This window comes from Niabella agricola, assembly GCF_021538615.1.
Taxonomy (GTDB): domain Bacteria; phylum Bacteroidota; class Bacteroidia; order Chitinophagales; family Chitinophagaceae; genus Niabella; species Niabella agricola.
Window position 1 is genome coordinate 1,469,931 of sequence record NZ_JAJHIZ010000003.1, and the last position, 17,830, is coordinate 1,487,760.

Consider the following 17,830-nt stretch of genomic DNA (forward strand, 5'->3'; position numbering starts at 1 on the left):
CCCAAATAGTAACACATGATTTTTTCGGTAAGAAGAACCTTCCTGGTCCTCGTTATTTTTATTTGCTATACCGGCAGCGCCATTGCACAAAAACTTCAATGGACCCCGGATGGCAACAGCTTTTACAGCTTTTCCGAGAAAGGTATTGCAGCCATTGATCCGGTTGCGCCCGGCAACAACAAAGTGTTCATGACGGAGCAGGAGCTTACTCCCGAAGGAGCAACCAGGGCGCTCACCGTACAGAGCTTTACCATTGCTCCTGACGGCAACCGGATCCTCCTGTTTGCCAATACCCGGCGCGTATGGCGCGAAAATACCCGGGGCGATTACTGGGTATTTGACCGCAGCACCAAAAAACTGACGCAGTTGGGAAAAGGACTTCCCGAATCCTCGCTGATGTTTGCCAAATTTTCACCAGACGGTAAAAAAGTGGCCTATGTGTCGAAACACAATATCTATATAGAAAACCTGGCAGACCATCAACAAACGCCGGTTACCACCGATGGAACCGACCGGCTGATCAACGGCACCTTCGATTGGGCTTATGAAGAAGAATTTGGCTGCCAGGACGGGTTCCGCTGGTCGCCGGATGGCTCCCGCATCGCCTACTGGAAGCTGGATGCAAGAAGCATCCGGAATTTCCTCATGATCAATAACACCGATTCGCTTTACCCGTTTACCATACCGGTAGAATATCCGAAAGTGGGCCAGGATCCCAGTTCCTGTACGATCTGGTTTTATGATGTGGCTACCGGTAAAACACGGCATGCAGGCATCGAAGGCGATCCGGTACAGCATTATATTCCCCGGATGGAATGGACTCCTAAGGGGCAGTCGATCGTTGTGCAGCAGTTGAACCGCCAGCAGAATGATAGCCGGATTTTCCTGGTGGATGCCGCTACCGCGCAGTCGAAACAGATCTACCAGGAAACCGATGCCGCCTGGATCGATATCAAAAGCCGGTGGAATGATAATGACCCCGGTGGATGGGACTGGATCAACGACAACGGTGAATTTCTCTGGCTTTCTGAAAAGAACGGCTGGCGGCAGATCTACAAGCTGGATCTTACCGGTAAAGAAACCCTTATTACAAAGGGCGATTATGACGTGATCCAGTTTTACCTGTATGATGCCCCTACACAGACCATCTATTTTGCAGCGTCTCCGGATAATGCCACGCAAAACTACCTGTATAAAGTCCATATCGGTAACGGAAAAGCCAGCAGGGTAACGCCCAATAACCTGGGCGGCACTAATAAATACACCCTTTCACCCAATGGAAAGATTGCGATCCTAAACCATAGCAGCGCCACCGAACTGGCTAACGGAGCGGTGGTAAGCCTTCCGGATCACCGGGAGCTGGTGCCTGCCAAGCGGACCATGGCGGTGAATGCCGGCGATCCCAGGGCTGAATTCTTTAAGATCAAAACAGCGGATGGTGTGGAGCTGGATGGGTGGATGGTAAAACCCGTTCCCTTTGATCCCACCAAAAAATACCCGGTTGTATTTTATGTATACGGGGAGCCCGCATCCCAAACCGTGCTGGACAATTTCAACGCCGGAAGAAACTTCCTTTATAAAGGCAGTATGGCCAATGATGGCTATGTATATATTTCACTGGAAAACCGGGGCGCACCCGCACCAAAGGGCAGCCAGTGGCGTAAGGCCATTTACCGGAATATTGGCCGCATCAATATCCGCGACCAGGCCATGGGGGCTAAAGAAATTTTGAAATGGAATTTTATCGACACCAGTCGTGTAGCCGTATGGGGCTGGAGTGGCGGCGGCTCTTCCACCCTCAACCTGATGTTCCAGTACCCGGAGATCTATAAAACCGGTATTGCCATTGCAGCCGTTACCAACCAGCTCCTGTATGATAATATTTACCAGGAACGGTATATGGGGGTGCCCGTTACCAGCAATGAAGATTTTGTAAAGGGCTCCCCCATCACCTACGCCAAAAACCTCAGGGGCAACCTGCTCTATATTCATGGCACCGGCGACGACAATGTGCATTACCAGAACGCAGAAATGCTGATCAACGAGCTTATCCGCCAGGGCAAACAGTTTCAACTGATGAGCTATCCCAACCGCACGCATTCCATTTCAGAAGGCGAGGGCACTCACGAACATCTGTCAACGCTTTATACCAATTATTTAAAAATGTATTGTCCGCCGGGGGGCAGGTAGAAGTATAGAATATAAAATATCGAATGTTAAATGTAAAATGGGGAAGTAATGATCCTGCTTTTGCAAAAGAAGCCAGCGGAACAGGAACGGGCTACTGCTTTTACATTTAATACCAGCTGGCAGGCCCTGAAACACTGCTTGGATTGAAACCGTCATTCCGACCGAGCGTAACGTCCGACCAATGGCGTTTAGCCGGGCGGGCAGTGGAGCGAGTGGAGAAATCTGTTAAATAAAAAAGAGATTGCTCGATTCCGTTACACTCCACTCGCAATGACGAACCGTTTGGCTGTTCGTAACGCATATGCATTATCTGTAAAGCACCAATAGATCCGCTACAAAAATGAAAATGGGTTTTCTTTGAAAGAGCCCGCCCCAAACTATAAAAATTCACTAAGCAAAGCCTCCTCTTTTTTACGTAGAACATTATTAAACTTTTACGCCTCAGAGGAGGAAAAGAAAGAAATCAGGATAATTACGATTAGGAGCCGACAAAAAAATACATAAAAGCAGAGATTTTTATCGATTGTATCTTACTGGCGGCTGTGGTGGCGGCAAAGTAATGGGGACCAAGATTCGGCAATGCCTTTCGCAATGTAGCGATGTCTTTATTTGTAAAAGTCACGATTTGATCCGACAGTAAGGAATGATTTTTTAAATTTTCAAAAGGGTTAGGATTAAAAATTTAAGCTGCCGATCCGATTTCATTGAGCATTTTTTGTTTTGCTAAGTTAAGGGAATCAGCAAAAGTTTGCATCGGCGTTTTGCCAAAACAATATCTGCCGCTGTGCGGACGCTCTTCGTTGTAATAAGCAATCCAATGATCCAGATCTGCCTGAAGCGATTCCAGATCCTGATAAATTTTCTTTCGGAATGTGACCGCGTAAAATTCGTCCTGAATCGTCCGGTGAAAGCGCTCGCAAATACCATTACTTTGCGGATGACGGACTTTGGTTTTACTGTGCTCAATACCCTCGATTTCTAAATAGAGCTCATATTCATGGTGTTCAAGCCGGCCATTAAACTCTGTGCCCCGGTCCGTAAGTACACGCAGCAGCGGGATTTCCTGCTGTTCAAAAAATGGGATTACCCGGTCATTAAGGATATCAGCAGATGTGATGGCATGTTTACTGGTATACAACTTTGCAAAGGCGACCCGGCTGTAAGTGTCGATAAAAGTCTGCTGGTAAATACGCCCAACACCTTTGATGGTTCCAACATAGTAGGTGTCCTGGGAGCCAAGATAACCCGGGTGCTCTGTCTCTATTTCGCCATGAGCTTCCTGCTTTTCCCGCTTACGTTCCATGGCCATCATCTGGGCTTCTGTTAACACCAGACCTTCCTGAGCCATCCGGGCTTCTAATGCCTTCAAGCGTTTTTCAAACGTTTCTAAATCATGACGTTGCCACACACACCGAACACCTGCTGCTGAAATAAAAATCCCTTTGTAAGTACCCCCTTTTTCAGACAGCTATAAGTTGAGTATTTTTCTTTTCACCAGCCAACTTTTTGTATTCAAGCGGTGTCAGGTTGTCCAGTGACTCGTGTGGTCTTTTGTGATTGTATTCTTCCATCCATTCCTGTGTTAGTACCCTTACCTGGTAGAGATCAAAAAACAAATATGCATCCAATACAGCTTCCCTGTAAAGTCGGTTAAATCGTTCAATGTAGCCGTTTTGCATAGGCCTTCCGGGTTGGATATACAGGATACTAATCCCTTGTCCCTTCGCCCACAGTTCAAAATCCTTTGAGGTAAACTCCGGACCATTATCCACTCTTACGGCCATGGGCTTACCATTGCTTTCGATAACCCTGTTGAGTGTCCTGATCACCCGCCTTGAAGATATTGAGGTATCCACTTCAATAGCCAATGCCTCCCGGCTGCAATCATCGATTACATTGAAGGTTCTGAACTTCCGGTTACCTGTCTTGCTATCGCTCATAAAATCCATACTCCATACTTTATTTACCGTTTCGGGTTGTTGCAGGGGATGTTTTATACGTGCCGGGAGCCTTCTTTTACCCTTGCGTTTTTTGTTAAGTTTTAACTGCTTATACACACGATAAACCTTTTTATGGTTCCAGTTTTTTCCTGAGCGCCGTAAATATGCAAAGAGCTTTCTGAAGCCATACGATGGATGGGCAAATGCCAACTCCTGCAAGGCTTCTATTACTGCTGAGTCGTCCTTGACTGACGAATAATAATATTGGGATCGTGGTAATGAGATTATCTTACAGGCCCGGCTCACCGGTATCTTTCGCTCCTTTACAAGCTCCTTGCTTAATTGCCTTTTGGTGGCAGGGCCCAGCCTTTTTTTGAGAACAAATCCCTTAATATCTCGTTATCCATTGCCAGGTTCGCATACATGCGTTTTAATCGGGCATTCTCTTCTTCCAACTCTTTCATGCGCTTCACATCTGAGGCTTCCATGCCGCCATACTTACTCTTCCAATTGTAGAAAGTGGCTTCGGATATGCCCAGCTCACGACAGAGTTCTTTGGTCGGTATACCGCCTTCCTGGCGCTTTAAGGCTGAAACAATCTGTGTCTCTGTGAATCTTGTCTTTTTCATTTTTTACAGTTTAAATTTAGTAAATCTCTCTAATTTTAAACTGTCTGGTTTTTAGGGATACTTACACCTGCATAAAGTCGATTCTGGAAATGTGGCCATAAGTATATTTAGTAACAAGGAGGCCGCAGAAAATGCCATTGACCTGATCCGGTATGAGATTAAAGGTGAAAACGGCAATGACATTTAGTAACTTCAGATTTCTTTATCTAAGAAGCGCTCCATATCCGCTCTAAATCGTTCCTTGTCAAAATCATTAACTTTCTTTGGTAAAGCATCTAAATACGATAAAGATTTTAGGATCTCAGAAGCCAAAATTCGCTTGCTATCTCTAGCCACTGAACTTATAAATTTGCTATATAATTCGCCTTCAATTTTTATGCTGTAGTTAAAACATTTATTTATTTCATATTTTTCGCCTGTAAGTTTACTCGTCAATAATTTACGCTCCATATACTTAGGTTTAAAATCTGTATATAAATGTTCGTATCCTTTCGGCATATTTATAACATAAAGAATAATTTCATATTCAAGAATACTATTTCCGTAATCTTGTTTTTCTAAACTGGCATTTATACTATCCCTTAACTCGCTAACCACCTTTTCTGTATGCTTACGAGCAGTGTCGGAAATAGAAATATCGAAAAGTCTTAAACTAATATTAAACTTCATATTATCTAAAAATTTTATTACCGGGTGGAAGATGTCCATTTTGTATAAAATAGCCATAGATAGCAACCTTTTCTGCAATTTTTATTTGGATTTGATTACCGTAAACCAAGGGGTTTGGAGTTACTCCTCCGGCTCCTATTCTTCCCAGTTCTGCAGCTGAATATCTATCACTTTTCGAGGAGGTCTCACCATATTTCCATACTGCGTCCTTATTCAGATGTGTTGTCGAATTAGCCTTATTCCCCCATGTCAAAACAGGATATTGACCCGAGACATTAGCAGTAAGCGAATACATATAACCTTGAGGACCTCCTGCACGCCTCATTATACCTTCCATTTCTTTTTCCATTTTAGCTATATAATACGCAGTACCTACAAATAAAGCGCCATGCACAACCCACTTCCATGGTAACAAATCAGAGGGTTTCGTTATTGCAAAGTCCCGATCTATCCCTATAGTGAAAATATCTTCACCATTTTTTTACTTCTGACGTTAACAAATCACTTTCCCAACTCAATTTAAAACAAACTCTCTTCTTCTGTCTAATGCCAAACTTTTTATCATATAGCATGCCCTAAATTTAGTACCGCCATGTCGCGATAACCTGTTAGGATTCGGTTTCACTCACACACTTTACTAGATACTCATCAAATAATCAACTTCTGATTCCTTTTCGCGTAATATTCCAATCCGGCCTCGTTTATACGGGTCAATTGGTGCAACTCGGTACCACACCAAGGGCAATACGCAATTGCTCTCTGTGCCATGATGCATTTGTTATCAGCGGCAAAATCCATACTCCTAAACTGCAGCAAAAAGCTATACAGGTCATTAGTATAAAGATCATCTTCATGTTTGAAGGGAATAACAGAAAATCCTTTTCGCCCTGCTTCAACAATATTTTCCGTGAGTATTGAACAGCAAAAATCAGCTTTCATCTTTTATGGTTTAATTAAATACTTATTTAAAAAAGGAGCTAGCTCTGGCGAAAAACGCACTTCTTCATTTATGACTTTAGTCGCCTCGTCCAGATCTCTGAAGAGTTCAAGTTTCTGAGCATACTTCCACTTCAAAAACTGGGTCTTGGGGATATTAAATTCCCAAACCTTTCCAGATCTATTCAGGGCCTCTACAGCAGCTTTATCTAATCCTGTAGAAAGACTTCGTGTAGAAGACACTACTCCTCCACTTAGTTCACCTTTATGAAAAACCTGTACAATTTCATCACCAACTATAGCAGCTTTTTCAACAGATTGAGGCGACTTAAAAAGACCAACTATTGATTTGATGAGGCTGCCTATTTTTAAAGGGGAAGTACCAAGCAAACCAACTGCTGAATTATGAATACCAAAAGTCGTAAGTCCCGGTGCGTCAGCTCCCTTTATTGTAACATCATTCTCAGTCACGATCTTATTGGTCGTAATTTCTGATGTTATATTATTTGTTATAGATCCATCAGCATTGAGATTATATGAATCATATACTTTACCACTCTGTCTACCTACTGTTTCCAGGCTCAATTCCTGTCCCATATTCTCCGCCCCTTCAATTTCCCTACTCCCCTCCACCCACATGTAAGTCTCTTTCCCTTCTTTGTTCTTCGCCTTATACCAATTGTCAGCCTCCATTCCGTCCGGATCAACAAATCTTATCGGATTATCAAAAGCATAATTATAAGGAGAGTGTCGTCGCATCTTCTCCGCCAGCGGGTCAATCACATGCCACCTACCAATTACCGGGTCATAGAACCTCGCGCCATAATCGTATTGTCCACCATCTGTACCGCCAAGCTCCTGTTGCTGCTCCTTTCCGTTGTATAAATACTTATTCGGCGTATTGGCAACACGACCTATGCTCATCCCAAACGGCATATAATCAGTTCGCTGATACACTGTTCCCGCCCCATTATGCACCACCCTTGTATTACCTAAATGATCTGTGAGGAAAAATTCATAGTTGTAGATTCCCCCACTATTACGCGCCAACCCTGAAGAGATATGTAAAAGATCTATATTGCCACCGGTATATTCGATCCCTTCAACATACTGTCGTGTTTCACTCACTGTTTGTTTAGTAAGTTTCGCTCCACTGGCATCGTAGGTATAGGTAACCGTGCCCACCGGCGTACCCGTCACCTGCCTGGGCAAATTTAACTCATTATATTGAAAACCAAACATTCCATCGCTGGTCATACTGCCATTATTATTGTACTGGTAGTTCTTTACATAACCTCCATTCACGCTTTGCAGCTGGTTACCATTGTAGGTATAGGAAAGGGTTCCTAAGCCAGATGTAATAGCAGCCGCGCCTTGCCGGTACAAACTGGTAATATTTCCCATTTTGTCATAGCCCATCGTTTCATTGTTATTTTCATCGCTGATCCCGCTCAGTAAACGATTGGCCTTGTCATAGCTATAGTTATAATTATGGTTTTGCCCGTTAGTGCTCCATAATTGCTGTGCTATATTGCCATTAAACTGTGCGTTCTGGCTGGCGTCGTCATATTTCAATTCCTGGGTAAACAGAGCCGAGCTTTGTCGGGCCAACCACCCTCGGGCGTTGTATTGATAGTCTATATCCTGGCCGCCAACCGATTTGCGTTCCAGCTGCCCTACCGCATTGTAGGTATAATTGGTCGTTACCGGCTGCTGACTATTGATGATTTCTTGCGTTTGCTTCAGCCGTCCTGCCTGGTCGTACTGGTTAGTTGTAGTTACCATAACAACAGGACTAGCCGTATTGTTATTATTGTAATGTTGGCGAACGATTGTCGTTAGCTCGCCTGCAAAGTTATAAGTACTGGTCGTAATATCCACACCATTGAGCTGGTGCTGTTTCACTACCTTGCTCACCCTCGCTTTATCGTCGGTGTAGTAAGTGGCCGTATACAGATAGGTTGTAGTACCCAGGACATTCGTGGCCGTTACCGTAGGCAACCCCTTGGTCCGCTGACTTTCATTCTGTGTGCCGTTGGGTTGGGTAAAGAAGGTCGAAAAGGGATTGGTGGCTGAGAAAATGCTGTAATCATCATAATAGTTAACCGTCAGCACCTTGGTTACCGTTGTTGGAATCGCAACATTTGAGTATCCCCATGGCTGTGTATTATCCCGCGCTTCTGTATGAACCGTTCTGCCATTGGCGTTTAGCTGCAGCGCAGCCCTCGAATCAGGATTAGCTGTCTCCCCCGTTATAACCACTCTGCCCAGGGCATCATATTTAATAAAGGCCCAAACACCACGATCCCGCTGCGCAGCATCCTGCGTAAGCACCGGCCGGTCAGTAAGACTATACACCGTATATTCCCAGCCTTTCCCTGGTATTTTCTTTTCAACCAACCGGAGCCTTTCATCATAGTGATATGCATAGATATATTTTAAAAAGTCCTGGTCACTTTCCGTAAAACTTGTTATACTTTCCAATGCCGGCGGTATCACATAGGCCAGTTGGTTAAAATCATCATACACATATTGAGTAACCATATAGGACGGGGAACCTGTAGTTCCACCATCCTGTACCTTTTTACAAACCACTTGTCCTTCTTTATCTTTGTATTCCACCACCTCGTTTTGGTGCTCATCCAGGGTCACATTTTTATATAATTGACCCGCATCGTAATAGCCGGTGCTTACAGCTCCTGTATTTACCATTCCGTTATTCTGTATATCCCAAAGCCTTACATTATCACCGGGGCCATTGACTTCATACCTGGTTTGCACCGTATGCCCACTACCCAAGGCCCAGCTTTGACCCGGGGCCGCCACTTCCAATACCCGGCTCAATGGCGACGCTTCAAAAACTTTCTGTGAATATGGATTCGGAATAACCGGAATGGATGTTTGTGCCGTTCCATAAAACGAAGCTTGCTCTGTTAAGCCGCTACTCCGGTACGAACCACTTGTACCCGAAGCAGCATACGGAAGATAGCCTTTATCCTGGCGCCCAAAAGCATCATATGCTATAGGAGTAACAATGTCCTTAAAACCGGGAGCCGCTTGTACACTTATATTTTGCATTGGCCGGCCAAGCCCGTCAAAATACTGTATTTCCGCACGAACATCCGCTGATGTAAGTGCATCCAGGTCACCCTGTGTTTTGACGTTGTCCTTTAAAATGGTACGAGTATAAACATAGTTCTGATTACCCGAGGGCGTAACCTGCGATTTTGCCAACAAGGATGCAATTAACAAGAGTACTACGGATATGGTATATCTGCAAATTCTTGACAAAAGTATATTTTTAGTTAAAAGTTGCATAACAAAATTTTTTAGGTTTACTGGTTACAATTCACCACCTGACCCGCATAGTTATAACAGATTGTCTTTAGGATATTGCCCTTTTCATCCTTTATAAAACTCAGGCGGCCCAATCCGTCATACTCATAAAAAGTAATCTTCCCTGAAGGATCAGTTTCCGAAGTAACACCAATTAAAGGTCTATAGGTATAACTTGTTACTAGTGCATTTTTAGTACGGCTGTCGGTGCGAAGCTTATTCAGTTCGGCACGGATCTGGGCCTCAGTACTAACTGGGTTGTTTAATAAATCTATGTCTACCACCAAATCCACAGTTGCGAAATCGCTGCCAACGATTTTGGCCACAGGATACTGGTTGTTATATCCCCATAAGAAGACTTCCTTTCCATCATAACTCTTTTGCTGTTCTAAAACATTACCATAAGCATCATATAAATTAAACTTCAATCGTTGCCCATAGTTAGGATCTGTCTGAAGAACATTATTTACTAATTTGCTTTCCAAAAAATTACTTTTCGGAATCGGATTGATTGGCTGCAGTGCCCAAATTTCTTTAGGGTTCAGATTTCCATTATAATAGGTAACCTGTCCAGGTGCAACCGTATTTTTATTCAGATTTACTTCATATTGCTCAATCGGTGTATAAATATTGTTGTCCACCAGGCCTTTGATTCCAGCATTATCGGCTGCAGTCGGGTTGTAAGTTAGCGGATACTTCGATACAACATCTATACTATCATTCTTACTATTTTTAGTCCTTACTCTGGTTGGAACCAACAGTGCAGGAATGTCATAAAAATATTCTTTTGAAGATATTACCTGCCTGCTATTATCATCGAATGTGATCTCTGTCTTTTTTGCCAGGCTAAAATCCTCCGAAATCACCTCATAACTATCAGCAACGATTGGATACTGAGCCCGCAATGCTGGGTCTGGTCGCACATCCAACACATATTCGTCGCCAAACATAAATCCGGCATCAACGCCTATGGATTTGGTTGCATTTGAGCTTGCAGGCATTACCGTTTTATATTCGTAATCTTTTTGATTTACCAGCTTAAAATAGTTTCCCTCTTTTTTAAACGTCAATTCGGATTCGAGTAACCCTCGTTTCCAATCGAAATTTGTCCCCCTGCAAAAAGGATAACTATTGCGTATATCATCGGGATAGTTATTGAATGTAGAAAAAAAGTATATCTTTCTTTGGCTTTCAGTAGAACTGGAATTGACCTGCTCTACAGTCACTCTTTGATACCCAATATGACTTCCCTGCGTATAAGCCATCGGCACATTTGGCATAGAAAAGCGCTTTAGGTAGGTAAAGAAGTCCTGAAACCCACCCGATCCACCCATGGGAGGATCAAAATAAGCTGCTTTGTAATAGAATTGAGGAACAAACTGGATAGCTCCAGTGGAAAGCCCTTGATCTGAATTATAGGTAAATTTTGTGATTAATGGAGCACTACTCGCCGACGGGTAATCCAAAATTTGCTTTATCCGAAGCCCCCCAACATATTTGTTCTGCCACACGGGTGTTGTTGGATTAGAACCCAGGAAAGGAATTCGTATTGCCGTATTATACATTGAATACAATTCACAATACGCAGCCAAGGCAAAACCATTGTTAACGATTTCAGAATAATCGACCATCATCTTATATACACCCGCCGGAACGTTAGTAAGCCTGTACCACCCATCTCCCTGAGCATTATCAGGCACAGCACTGCTCAAAAGATTAGTGCCTGGGTTGTTTACATTAAAAAATTTTACTTCAGGTTTTAATATTTCATTAGGATAATAGCCGTTAGGATCCGCATTCCATCTAAAATTTTCTATTTCCGAAGGGCTCTGTGGGCGGACATACAAATATAAAGCAGGCACATCGCCATTCACCGTTATGCTTTGACTGCTATCAAAACCAATCTGCTTTTCAAAATAAGATTTGTGTATTATTATTTGGCTTTGACCATTACTATAGGTAGTTGACCATTCAATGCCCGCAAGGAGTTCTGCCATATAATCTAAATTAGACGGCTCCGCTGGATTAGCAGGTGCAGCAATCTGGTTTCCCTCAAACTCAAAACTTGTAAAGCCTCCTGTTGGGTAAGAAATCTCACTAATTGTACCGGTGAAACTGGGATTTGCATTCCTGTCGTTACCAGGCATGGGCCAATATTCATATTGAACCGGTGGAAGCATCGTCTGCCCGTTACTATAGTTATAATAGCCCCAATAGTCCTGCGCCCGGGACAAACGATCAACAATCGCCCCATTACCATAATACTTAAACTTATATGGCTGGAAGCTATTGACGTTACTCCCATCCCAGATTTTTAAACTATCGAGTTTCAGTCTGATTTTAGTACGTGCTGATGGACTAGATACATCCGTTACATCGTCACTCTTAAAATAAGACTGATAAAAATCAATCTTTCTTATTTTAGTCTGACCACTATAAACCTCTATTGAATTTAAACTATAGTCATTGACTATATCATATCTAGATGAGGTCGATTTATTAAACAAAAGATACCCGTTCTTAAAGTCTATCCTCTTTACTCTGAAAGTCGACATTCTGTTTGAGTTATATGGTGCCACCCGCATCGTAATGTTGTCCGGCAATACATGCTGCGGATCCGTTCCAAAGTAATCAAACTGTTCTCCCTTCGTTTCAACGCCCAGGGTTTCAAAATTATAGCTCACCGGCTCATAAGCAATTAATAATTCCTCTTGAGACTTTAAATCCTTAATTTTTGACAGAAACCATGCAGTGGTAACAGGGACAACACCCCCGGTACTTAAATCCTGAGTATTTACTTCTGCTACATCAAATGTATATTCGATCCCAGATGTATTTGTGAGAGTGAAACTTTGTTCATGGTTATCATAGGAAATTTTTACATTCTGATTGGGGCTAAAAATGAATCCACCCTTATCCTGATTATAAAAAAACTTTCCACTTAAACCGTTGCAATTGATATAAAACACATCCGGTTGCCCGTCATATTGTTTTGCAGCAATCCGGGCCATAATCTCCTTACTTTGAGTAGTAGATTGATTATTGAAGACATCCCGCAGCTTCACGGTCTGGCTTATATAATTAGCCGCCCCTCCAGTATAATCAAACAAATCATCTGAACCATTAATAGATCGGGTTATTGACCCTCCTGCATTTAAATTCCACCCCAAACCAACAATAGACGACATCTCTTCTACTTTAATTCCATTTGCATGATAAGACAAACTAATCGGTAAATTCAAGTGTCCAGTATTAATGGCAAAAAGAGGAATATTAATATTTGGAGTACCCGTATAATAGCTAACATCCTCCTGCTTATACATTCCGAGGTTTGCTGCTGTGGGCGAAGCCGGAACAACTTTTGGAAGATTTGCCAACTGGACTTCATCTTGTGCTGCTGCCTCCAACGACAGTAATAGCATCAGAAAAAATATACGTGTTTTCATCATGTTGCTTTTAAAATATTAGAATGGTTTCTCTTCTCCGATATGCAGTTTTATTTTCCTTATATAGTTTTTAATTCTGTTCCTATAAGCACGGCCATATCACATGGAGTGGCATTCAAGCGGCAGCACCATTTATCGATATACGATTTACTTGACTGCCCCACAAAGGCCATCTTCACTTTATTCCACAACTATAGAACAATAATCAGCTATGAAGTTGTTTTCGCAATCTTCCTTTTGGTGTAAGCAGAATCCTCCAGCAGGTTTGAGGTTAATATTCAACGTTCATAGACAGCTGTTTTTAGGTCATTTTGTGTTACATAGTTAATTTTATACTTTTTCGATATTAGAGTAAATGTACAATAAGAAATAATATTACCAAAAAAAAATTACATAAATTTTCAAGACGGCATTTCCATCGAAAGACGCCCAATTAATAGGTAGAAGCTCCTTAGATGTATTCAGGTATGCAGTGGCGCTGCAAAAACTTATTCAGGCGAATAAGCAATTGAACCTCGCGTCCGGCAATACACCCCATCCCGGGCAGATGACAGCTATGGCAAACTATCAAGCAGCACCGGTATCCGTAAAGGCACTATTTCTGACACCATTACTGCTAAAACAGATATCAAAGGTTCTACCCTCTATCGCCTGCTGGGTGCACTGGGCTACAGCCTTGCCCAGTTCGGAGCCGTATTTGACGCGGTAACCGAACAGGAAATTGATGATCATATTGAGCGGTTGACCAAAGGAAAATAATGCTTTTTATTGGGCGACTCGTAAGACCGAGGGGACAGTAAAGGAAACTACTATTTTTTATAGTGCCTATCCCCACCCGAATATCTGAATTATCGATCGTCTTTAGCCAGGTATAGAAAAATATTCAGAAAAAATTTGCCACCGCTGCAAGTTCATCTTACTAAACCTTTTCCGCACCACAAGCTTCTATGCTAAAGTTATCCGGCCAAATGGTATCACCATCAAACGTCGCGTTTTCAAAAATTGCCTGTTCTACTCCAATACAATTTAGATTGGCTCCTTGAAGGTTTGCATTCTTAAAATTTGCCCTTCCAATATTTGCTCCCTCAAAAGTCGCGTTTTGAAGATTTGCATTTTCAAACAGCGTAGAAAGAGCTAAGCACTTTTTCAAATTTGCATTTGACAAATCAGTCTCTCTCAAGTCTGCAACAATTAGGTTTGTAGCTAATAGATTGCACTCTTTCATCTTCGATCTAAATAGAAAAGCCCCCTTAGATTGGCATTTTCAAAGCTAGAGTTTGAAAGATCAATACTCTCGAGTTGTGCACGATGCAGATTTAAATTATCAAGTGATACCCCCGTTAAACTATCATAAGGTACCTCAATGATTCGATCGTCATGACAAAAAACTTTCATATACTCTATTGTTAAATTAGTTAATGCCCCCAATCTATCATACTTACCTTTGTTTTCTGAATTGGAACTACTCTTGATAATTGACTAAAAAATTATTGATTGGTTTTGATAGTTAAACAATGCAATCATCAACTAACAATTTACGTTCTCGAATTTCGGTGTTATTTTAATAACTACTATAAAACTTTTAAAAGACTACCAATTACTCACCATGGATCAACTGCTTGTACATGCCATAGTCTCTCTCGGTCATAAAGATTTCACCACTCCTCAAATACTTATCCGCAAACAATATTCGTCCATCATCGAATTGATACATCTCTTCAAACATAAAACTTTCTTTTTTTTTTAAATCCTTTTGGAGGAGCATTCATAAGTAATTTCAACTCATTCTTCTCAACAAGTTCAAAAAAAACAAACTGCCTGTTGAGCGGATTTTTAAGAAAACTAGTTTTGCCTAAGAATTTAAGCATGGACTCTACACTTTCAAACATAAGCCCAGCATCTTCGATATTTATAAGATACTCACCATTAAGCTCATAACAATCATCCCAGTAATCTGTGGGTTTATGTTTTATATTTTGGCTATTCAATAATCGCTCCAGTTCGCCTTTTTGAACAGTTTGCACCTGAATTTTAGACCCATCAAGGTAGCAAATGTCTGCAATTTCCATTCTAGATATTATTTTCGTTTACGGTTTATTGGTCCTGTTTCGGAAGAAAGAGATTCTCCTCTATCTGTCAAAGCATCACATGGAGCCAATCTTCATGTAAATGAGGATATGTAAATTCAACCTCCCCTTCTTTTCCTGGATTTTCGCAAGCATTGAAACACGGCTGAAACGCCTTGGCTGCCTCGTCCGGATCTCTGAAGCGTTCAGGTTTCTGAGCTTTAACGATCAGCAGCCTCCGGCTGGTCAAGCTGCTCGGCCAGCCCGATAAGAAGCCCTTCCACCCCGCGGATATAACATAGCCGGTACAGGTTTTCATACTGCACCACTTCCCCAACAAGTTCAGCACCATGCGGCTTCAGCCTGCTTAGCAATTCGTCGAGATGATCTACCCGGAACATGATGCGGAGATACCCCAGGGTGTTTACAGGCGCACTCCTGTGATCTGCTACTGGAGCCGGGGCAAGAAACCGGGATAGCTCAAGCCGCGAATGACCATCGGGGGTAACCATCATCGCCACTTCTACCGACTGGTTGCCCAACCCGGTTACGCGGCCGGCCCATTCGCCCTCAACCATCGCGCGTCCTTCAAGCTTCAATCCTATTTCTTCAAAAAAGGCAATGGCATTGTCCAGTGATTCCACCACAATGCCCATATTATTCATTTCCAGTAATTTGCTTTTTTTCATACACTCGTGGTTTTATACGATTAGCTTAGTTATGAACAATAAATATACCCAACATTTTAAAAGCACCGTTAAGTATGCCTTGCTACTCGTATCGGCGATCTGAACGCAAGCCGCAAAACAACCGAACGGAGGTATGAGACCGGGAGGCAGCAAGGCCGGGCACCAGCCGCTATTTCGCCCGCCTCCCAATCGTCTTAAAACGGACTCCTTATTCTTCATCCGCAATATAAGACCATTCCACATCGATTGCATCCAGCAGCCGGCCAAACCGTTGGGCATCGCTGGTGCCGGCGAAGAGGGCATTACAATGACCGGCCTCAGCAAAGGACAGGCTGAGTACCTCGTAAAAATCATCCGTATATACCCTTTGCCGCTCCCAGCTGATTGCCGGAACCAATGTGTAGCGTGCTTCTATAAACCGTACCATGGCCGGGTCTACGGTTCCCAGGCAGTTGGCGTTATACGGCAGCCCGCCCATGGTGCCGTTATACACCGCCATTAGCAGGAAAAAATCCTCGGTGGTGCCGGCTTCCTGGTGCCAGTCCGGCGCGGTTTCGGTACCATAGTTGCCCCAAACGGGCGGGTTATCCTGCGCCAGGTCTTCTTTCTGAATACCCCAGCAGCATACGGCCTGGTTTTCTTCATAAAACACCAGGTATCCGTCTGCCGAAAAATCCATTTCCTTACCGGGCGGTAACAGCCGGTTATAGCTATGGTTCACCTGCTCCTGTTTGCCCAGGGCGGTATAATAGTTTTTAAGGGGGACCGGAAGGGCCGTGCCCAACTGCTGTTCCAGTGCTGCAAGCTCAGCATCGGCAAAGCCGGAATGATCGTTGGGCTCCAGGTGATAGAGCCGTTGTATTTTTTGCAGGTAGGTCATGGCATTAAAGATAAGTGGTTTGGATGCAAAAAATGACGGACATAAAACCAAAAGTGGTTGTCTCAAAAGTCCGAAACCGTCATTTCGATCCCGCCTTTTTTGCGGAACGAAGCGACCCCGACTATCGGGAGGAGAAATCTCATTATCTGAAAATGACATACAGGAGATTTCTCAGCTTCATTGCGTTACGTTCGAAATGACGGACTTTTGAGACAACCACTTTATAGAACAGGCCATCAGTCATCCGCAGCGCCGTGCCGTTTTGGCTACTGCGCTACATCGGCATAGCTGGTGCCAATGCGGATGCCTTTAACGATATTTGTAACCTGGGCTTCATCTCCGCCGTACACGCCCCATTTGGGATCGCAGTAGTCCGCATCCATCGTGCGGCAATAATAGCGCTGGCTGCCGTTTGAAAAGGTTTGCTTGGTGCCGTTGTACCATAGTTCGATATAGCCGGTGGAGGCACTGTAAGATAGTTTCATGCGCAACACAAACCGCAGCCAGCTGCTGGTGGAAAGGGTTACCGACCAGGGCACATAGGCTACATGGTTGATGTCGAAGTACTGCAGGTCGAGCTTACCGTTTTTGGTGCGCAGCATAATGGGATGGTTGGCCGTGGTGCCGGTGGGATAAGATTTCCACTGGAATACCGCGTCGGTTTGTAAGGTGGAGGGCATGTAGAGCTTGCTCGTCCACCCGATGTAGATCTCATCCCCGTCCTGGGCCTGGTAGTTCTTGGCGCCATGCCCTTCCGTGCGATGGCTGCCGGAGGGTTTTAAAAACTTCCAGCAAAGGGTGCTGGTTTCATCATTAATGGTGGTTACGGTTCCGGAACCTTCAATGTTGATGTCTTTCCATACATTGGCCGAACCCTGTGAAGCCGCACCGTCAAACAACAGGGAGGTAACGGAGCGGGCACTGGTGCCGGTAGCGGGCTCAGGTGCCGCATCGGATGCTTTTTTACACTGGGGCAGGGCAAAGGCGCAGGCAATGGCCACGAGGCCAATCGTTGATCTTTTTTTCATCGTTTTTTAGTTTTAGGGTTT

General features: G+C 43.5%; 14 protein-coding genes and 1 pseudogene. 1 reads left to right on the top strand and 14 read right to left on the bottom strand.

The window, feature by feature from the left end:
* Positions 1–15 precede the first annotated feature (15 nt).
* A complete protein-coding gene (locus tag LL912_RS11545) occupies positions 16–2,190 on the top strand; it encodes a S9 family peptidase (RefSeq protein WP_235553726.1) in 2,175 nt (724 codons plus the stop codon).
* A gap of 682 nt (positions 2,191–2,872) precedes the next feature.
* On the opposite strand, the pseudogene LL912_RS11550 reads toward LL912_RS11545, so the two are convergent.
* The 14 genes and pseudogenes from LL912_RS11550 to LL912_RS11610 form a co-directional block, all read right to left on the bottom strand.
* Positions 2,873–3,634 (bottom strand): annotated as a pseudogene (locus LL912_RS11550) (integrase core domain-containing protein); the annotation flags it as partial.
* Between the two features lie 16 nt (positions 3,635–3,650).
* A protein-coding gene (locus LL912_RS11555) for an IS3 family transposase (protein ID WP_406603608.1) occupies positions 3,651–4,759 on the bottom strand; the annotation gives its coding sequence in 2 pieces (ribosomal slippage) (positions 3,651–4,507 and positions 4,507–4,759; 1,110 coding nt in all).
* A gap of 192 nt (positions 4,760–4,951) precedes the next feature.
* Positions 4,952–5,428, bottom strand: coding sequence for a hypothetical protein (locus tag LL912_RS11560; RefSeq protein WP_235553728.1), 477 nt, complete (start codon positions 5,426–5,428; stop codon positions 4,952–4,954).
* A gap of 1 nt (position 5,429) precedes the next feature.
* A complete protein-coding gene (locus tag LL912_RS11565) occupies positions 5,430–5,777 on the bottom strand; it encodes a hypothetical protein (protein WP_235553729.1) in 348 nt (115 codons plus the stop codon).
* 299 nt (positions 5,778–6,076) lie between these two features.
* Positions 6,077–6,367, bottom strand: a complete 291-nt coding sequence (locus LL912_RS11570; RefSeq protein ID WP_235553730.1) for a hypothetical protein — start codon at positions 6,365–6,367, stop codon at positions 6,077–6,079.
* 3 nt (positions 6,368–6,370) lie between these two features.
* Entirely contained in the window at positions 6,371–9,655 is a 3,285-nt protein-coding gene (locus tag LL912_RS11575) for a DUF6443 domain-containing protein (RefSeq protein ID WP_235553731.1), read from the bottom strand.
* A gap of 44 nt (positions 9,656–9,699) precedes the next feature.
* A complete protein-coding gene (locus LL912_RS11580; protein WP_235553732.1) occupies positions 9,700–13,149 on the bottom strand; it encodes an RHS repeat domain-containing protein in 3,450 nt (1,149 codons plus the stop codon).
* A 564-nt stretch (positions 13,150–13,713) separates the two neighbouring features.
* On the bottom strand, positions 13,714–13,878 hold the full coding sequence (locus tag LL912_RS11585) for a hypothetical protein (protein WP_235553733.1): 165 nt from the start codon (positions 13,876–13,878) through the stop codon (positions 13,714–13,716).
* Between the two features lie 187 nt (positions 13,879–14,065).
* Positions 14,066–14,371 (bottom strand): pentapeptide repeat-containing protein, encoded by a 306-nt coding sequence (locus LL912_RS11590; protein ID WP_235553734.1) that lies wholly within the window; start codon positions 14,369–14,371, stop codon positions 14,066–14,068.
* Positions 14,368–14,541, bottom strand: coding sequence for a pentapeptide repeat-containing protein (locus tag LL912_RS26215; protein WP_406603609.1), 174 nt, complete (start codon positions 14,539–14,541; stop codon positions 14,368–14,370). Before LL912_RS26215 ends, LL912_RS11590 begins: the two co-directional genes overlap by 4 nt.
* 323 nt (positions 14,542–14,864) lie before the next feature.
* Positions 14,865–15,215 (bottom strand): hypothetical protein, encoded by a 351-nt coding sequence (locus LL912_RS11595; protein WP_235553735.1) that lies wholly within the window; start codon positions 15,213–15,215, stop codon positions 14,865–14,867.
* Positions 15,216–15,433: 218 nt separating this feature from the next.
* Positions 15,434–15,901, bottom strand: coding sequence for a VOC family protein (locus tag LL912_RS11600; protein WP_235553736.1), 468 nt, complete (start codon positions 15,899–15,901; stop codon positions 15,434–15,436).
* Between the two features lie 208 nt (positions 15,902–16,109).
* Entirely contained in the window at positions 16,110–16,781 is a 672-nt protein-coding gene (locus LL912_RS11605) for a hypothetical protein (RefSeq protein WP_235553737.1), read from the bottom strand.
* A gap of 266 nt (positions 16,782–17,047) precedes the next feature.
* Positions 17,048–17,809 carry a heparin lyase I family protein gene (locus tag LL912_RS11610; RefSeq protein ID WP_235553738.1) on the bottom strand — a complete coding sequence of 254 codons (762 nt, stop codon included), beginning with the start codon at positions 17,807–17,809 and terminating at the stop codon, positions 17,048–17,050.
* Positions 17,810–17,830: the final 21 nt, after the last annotated feature.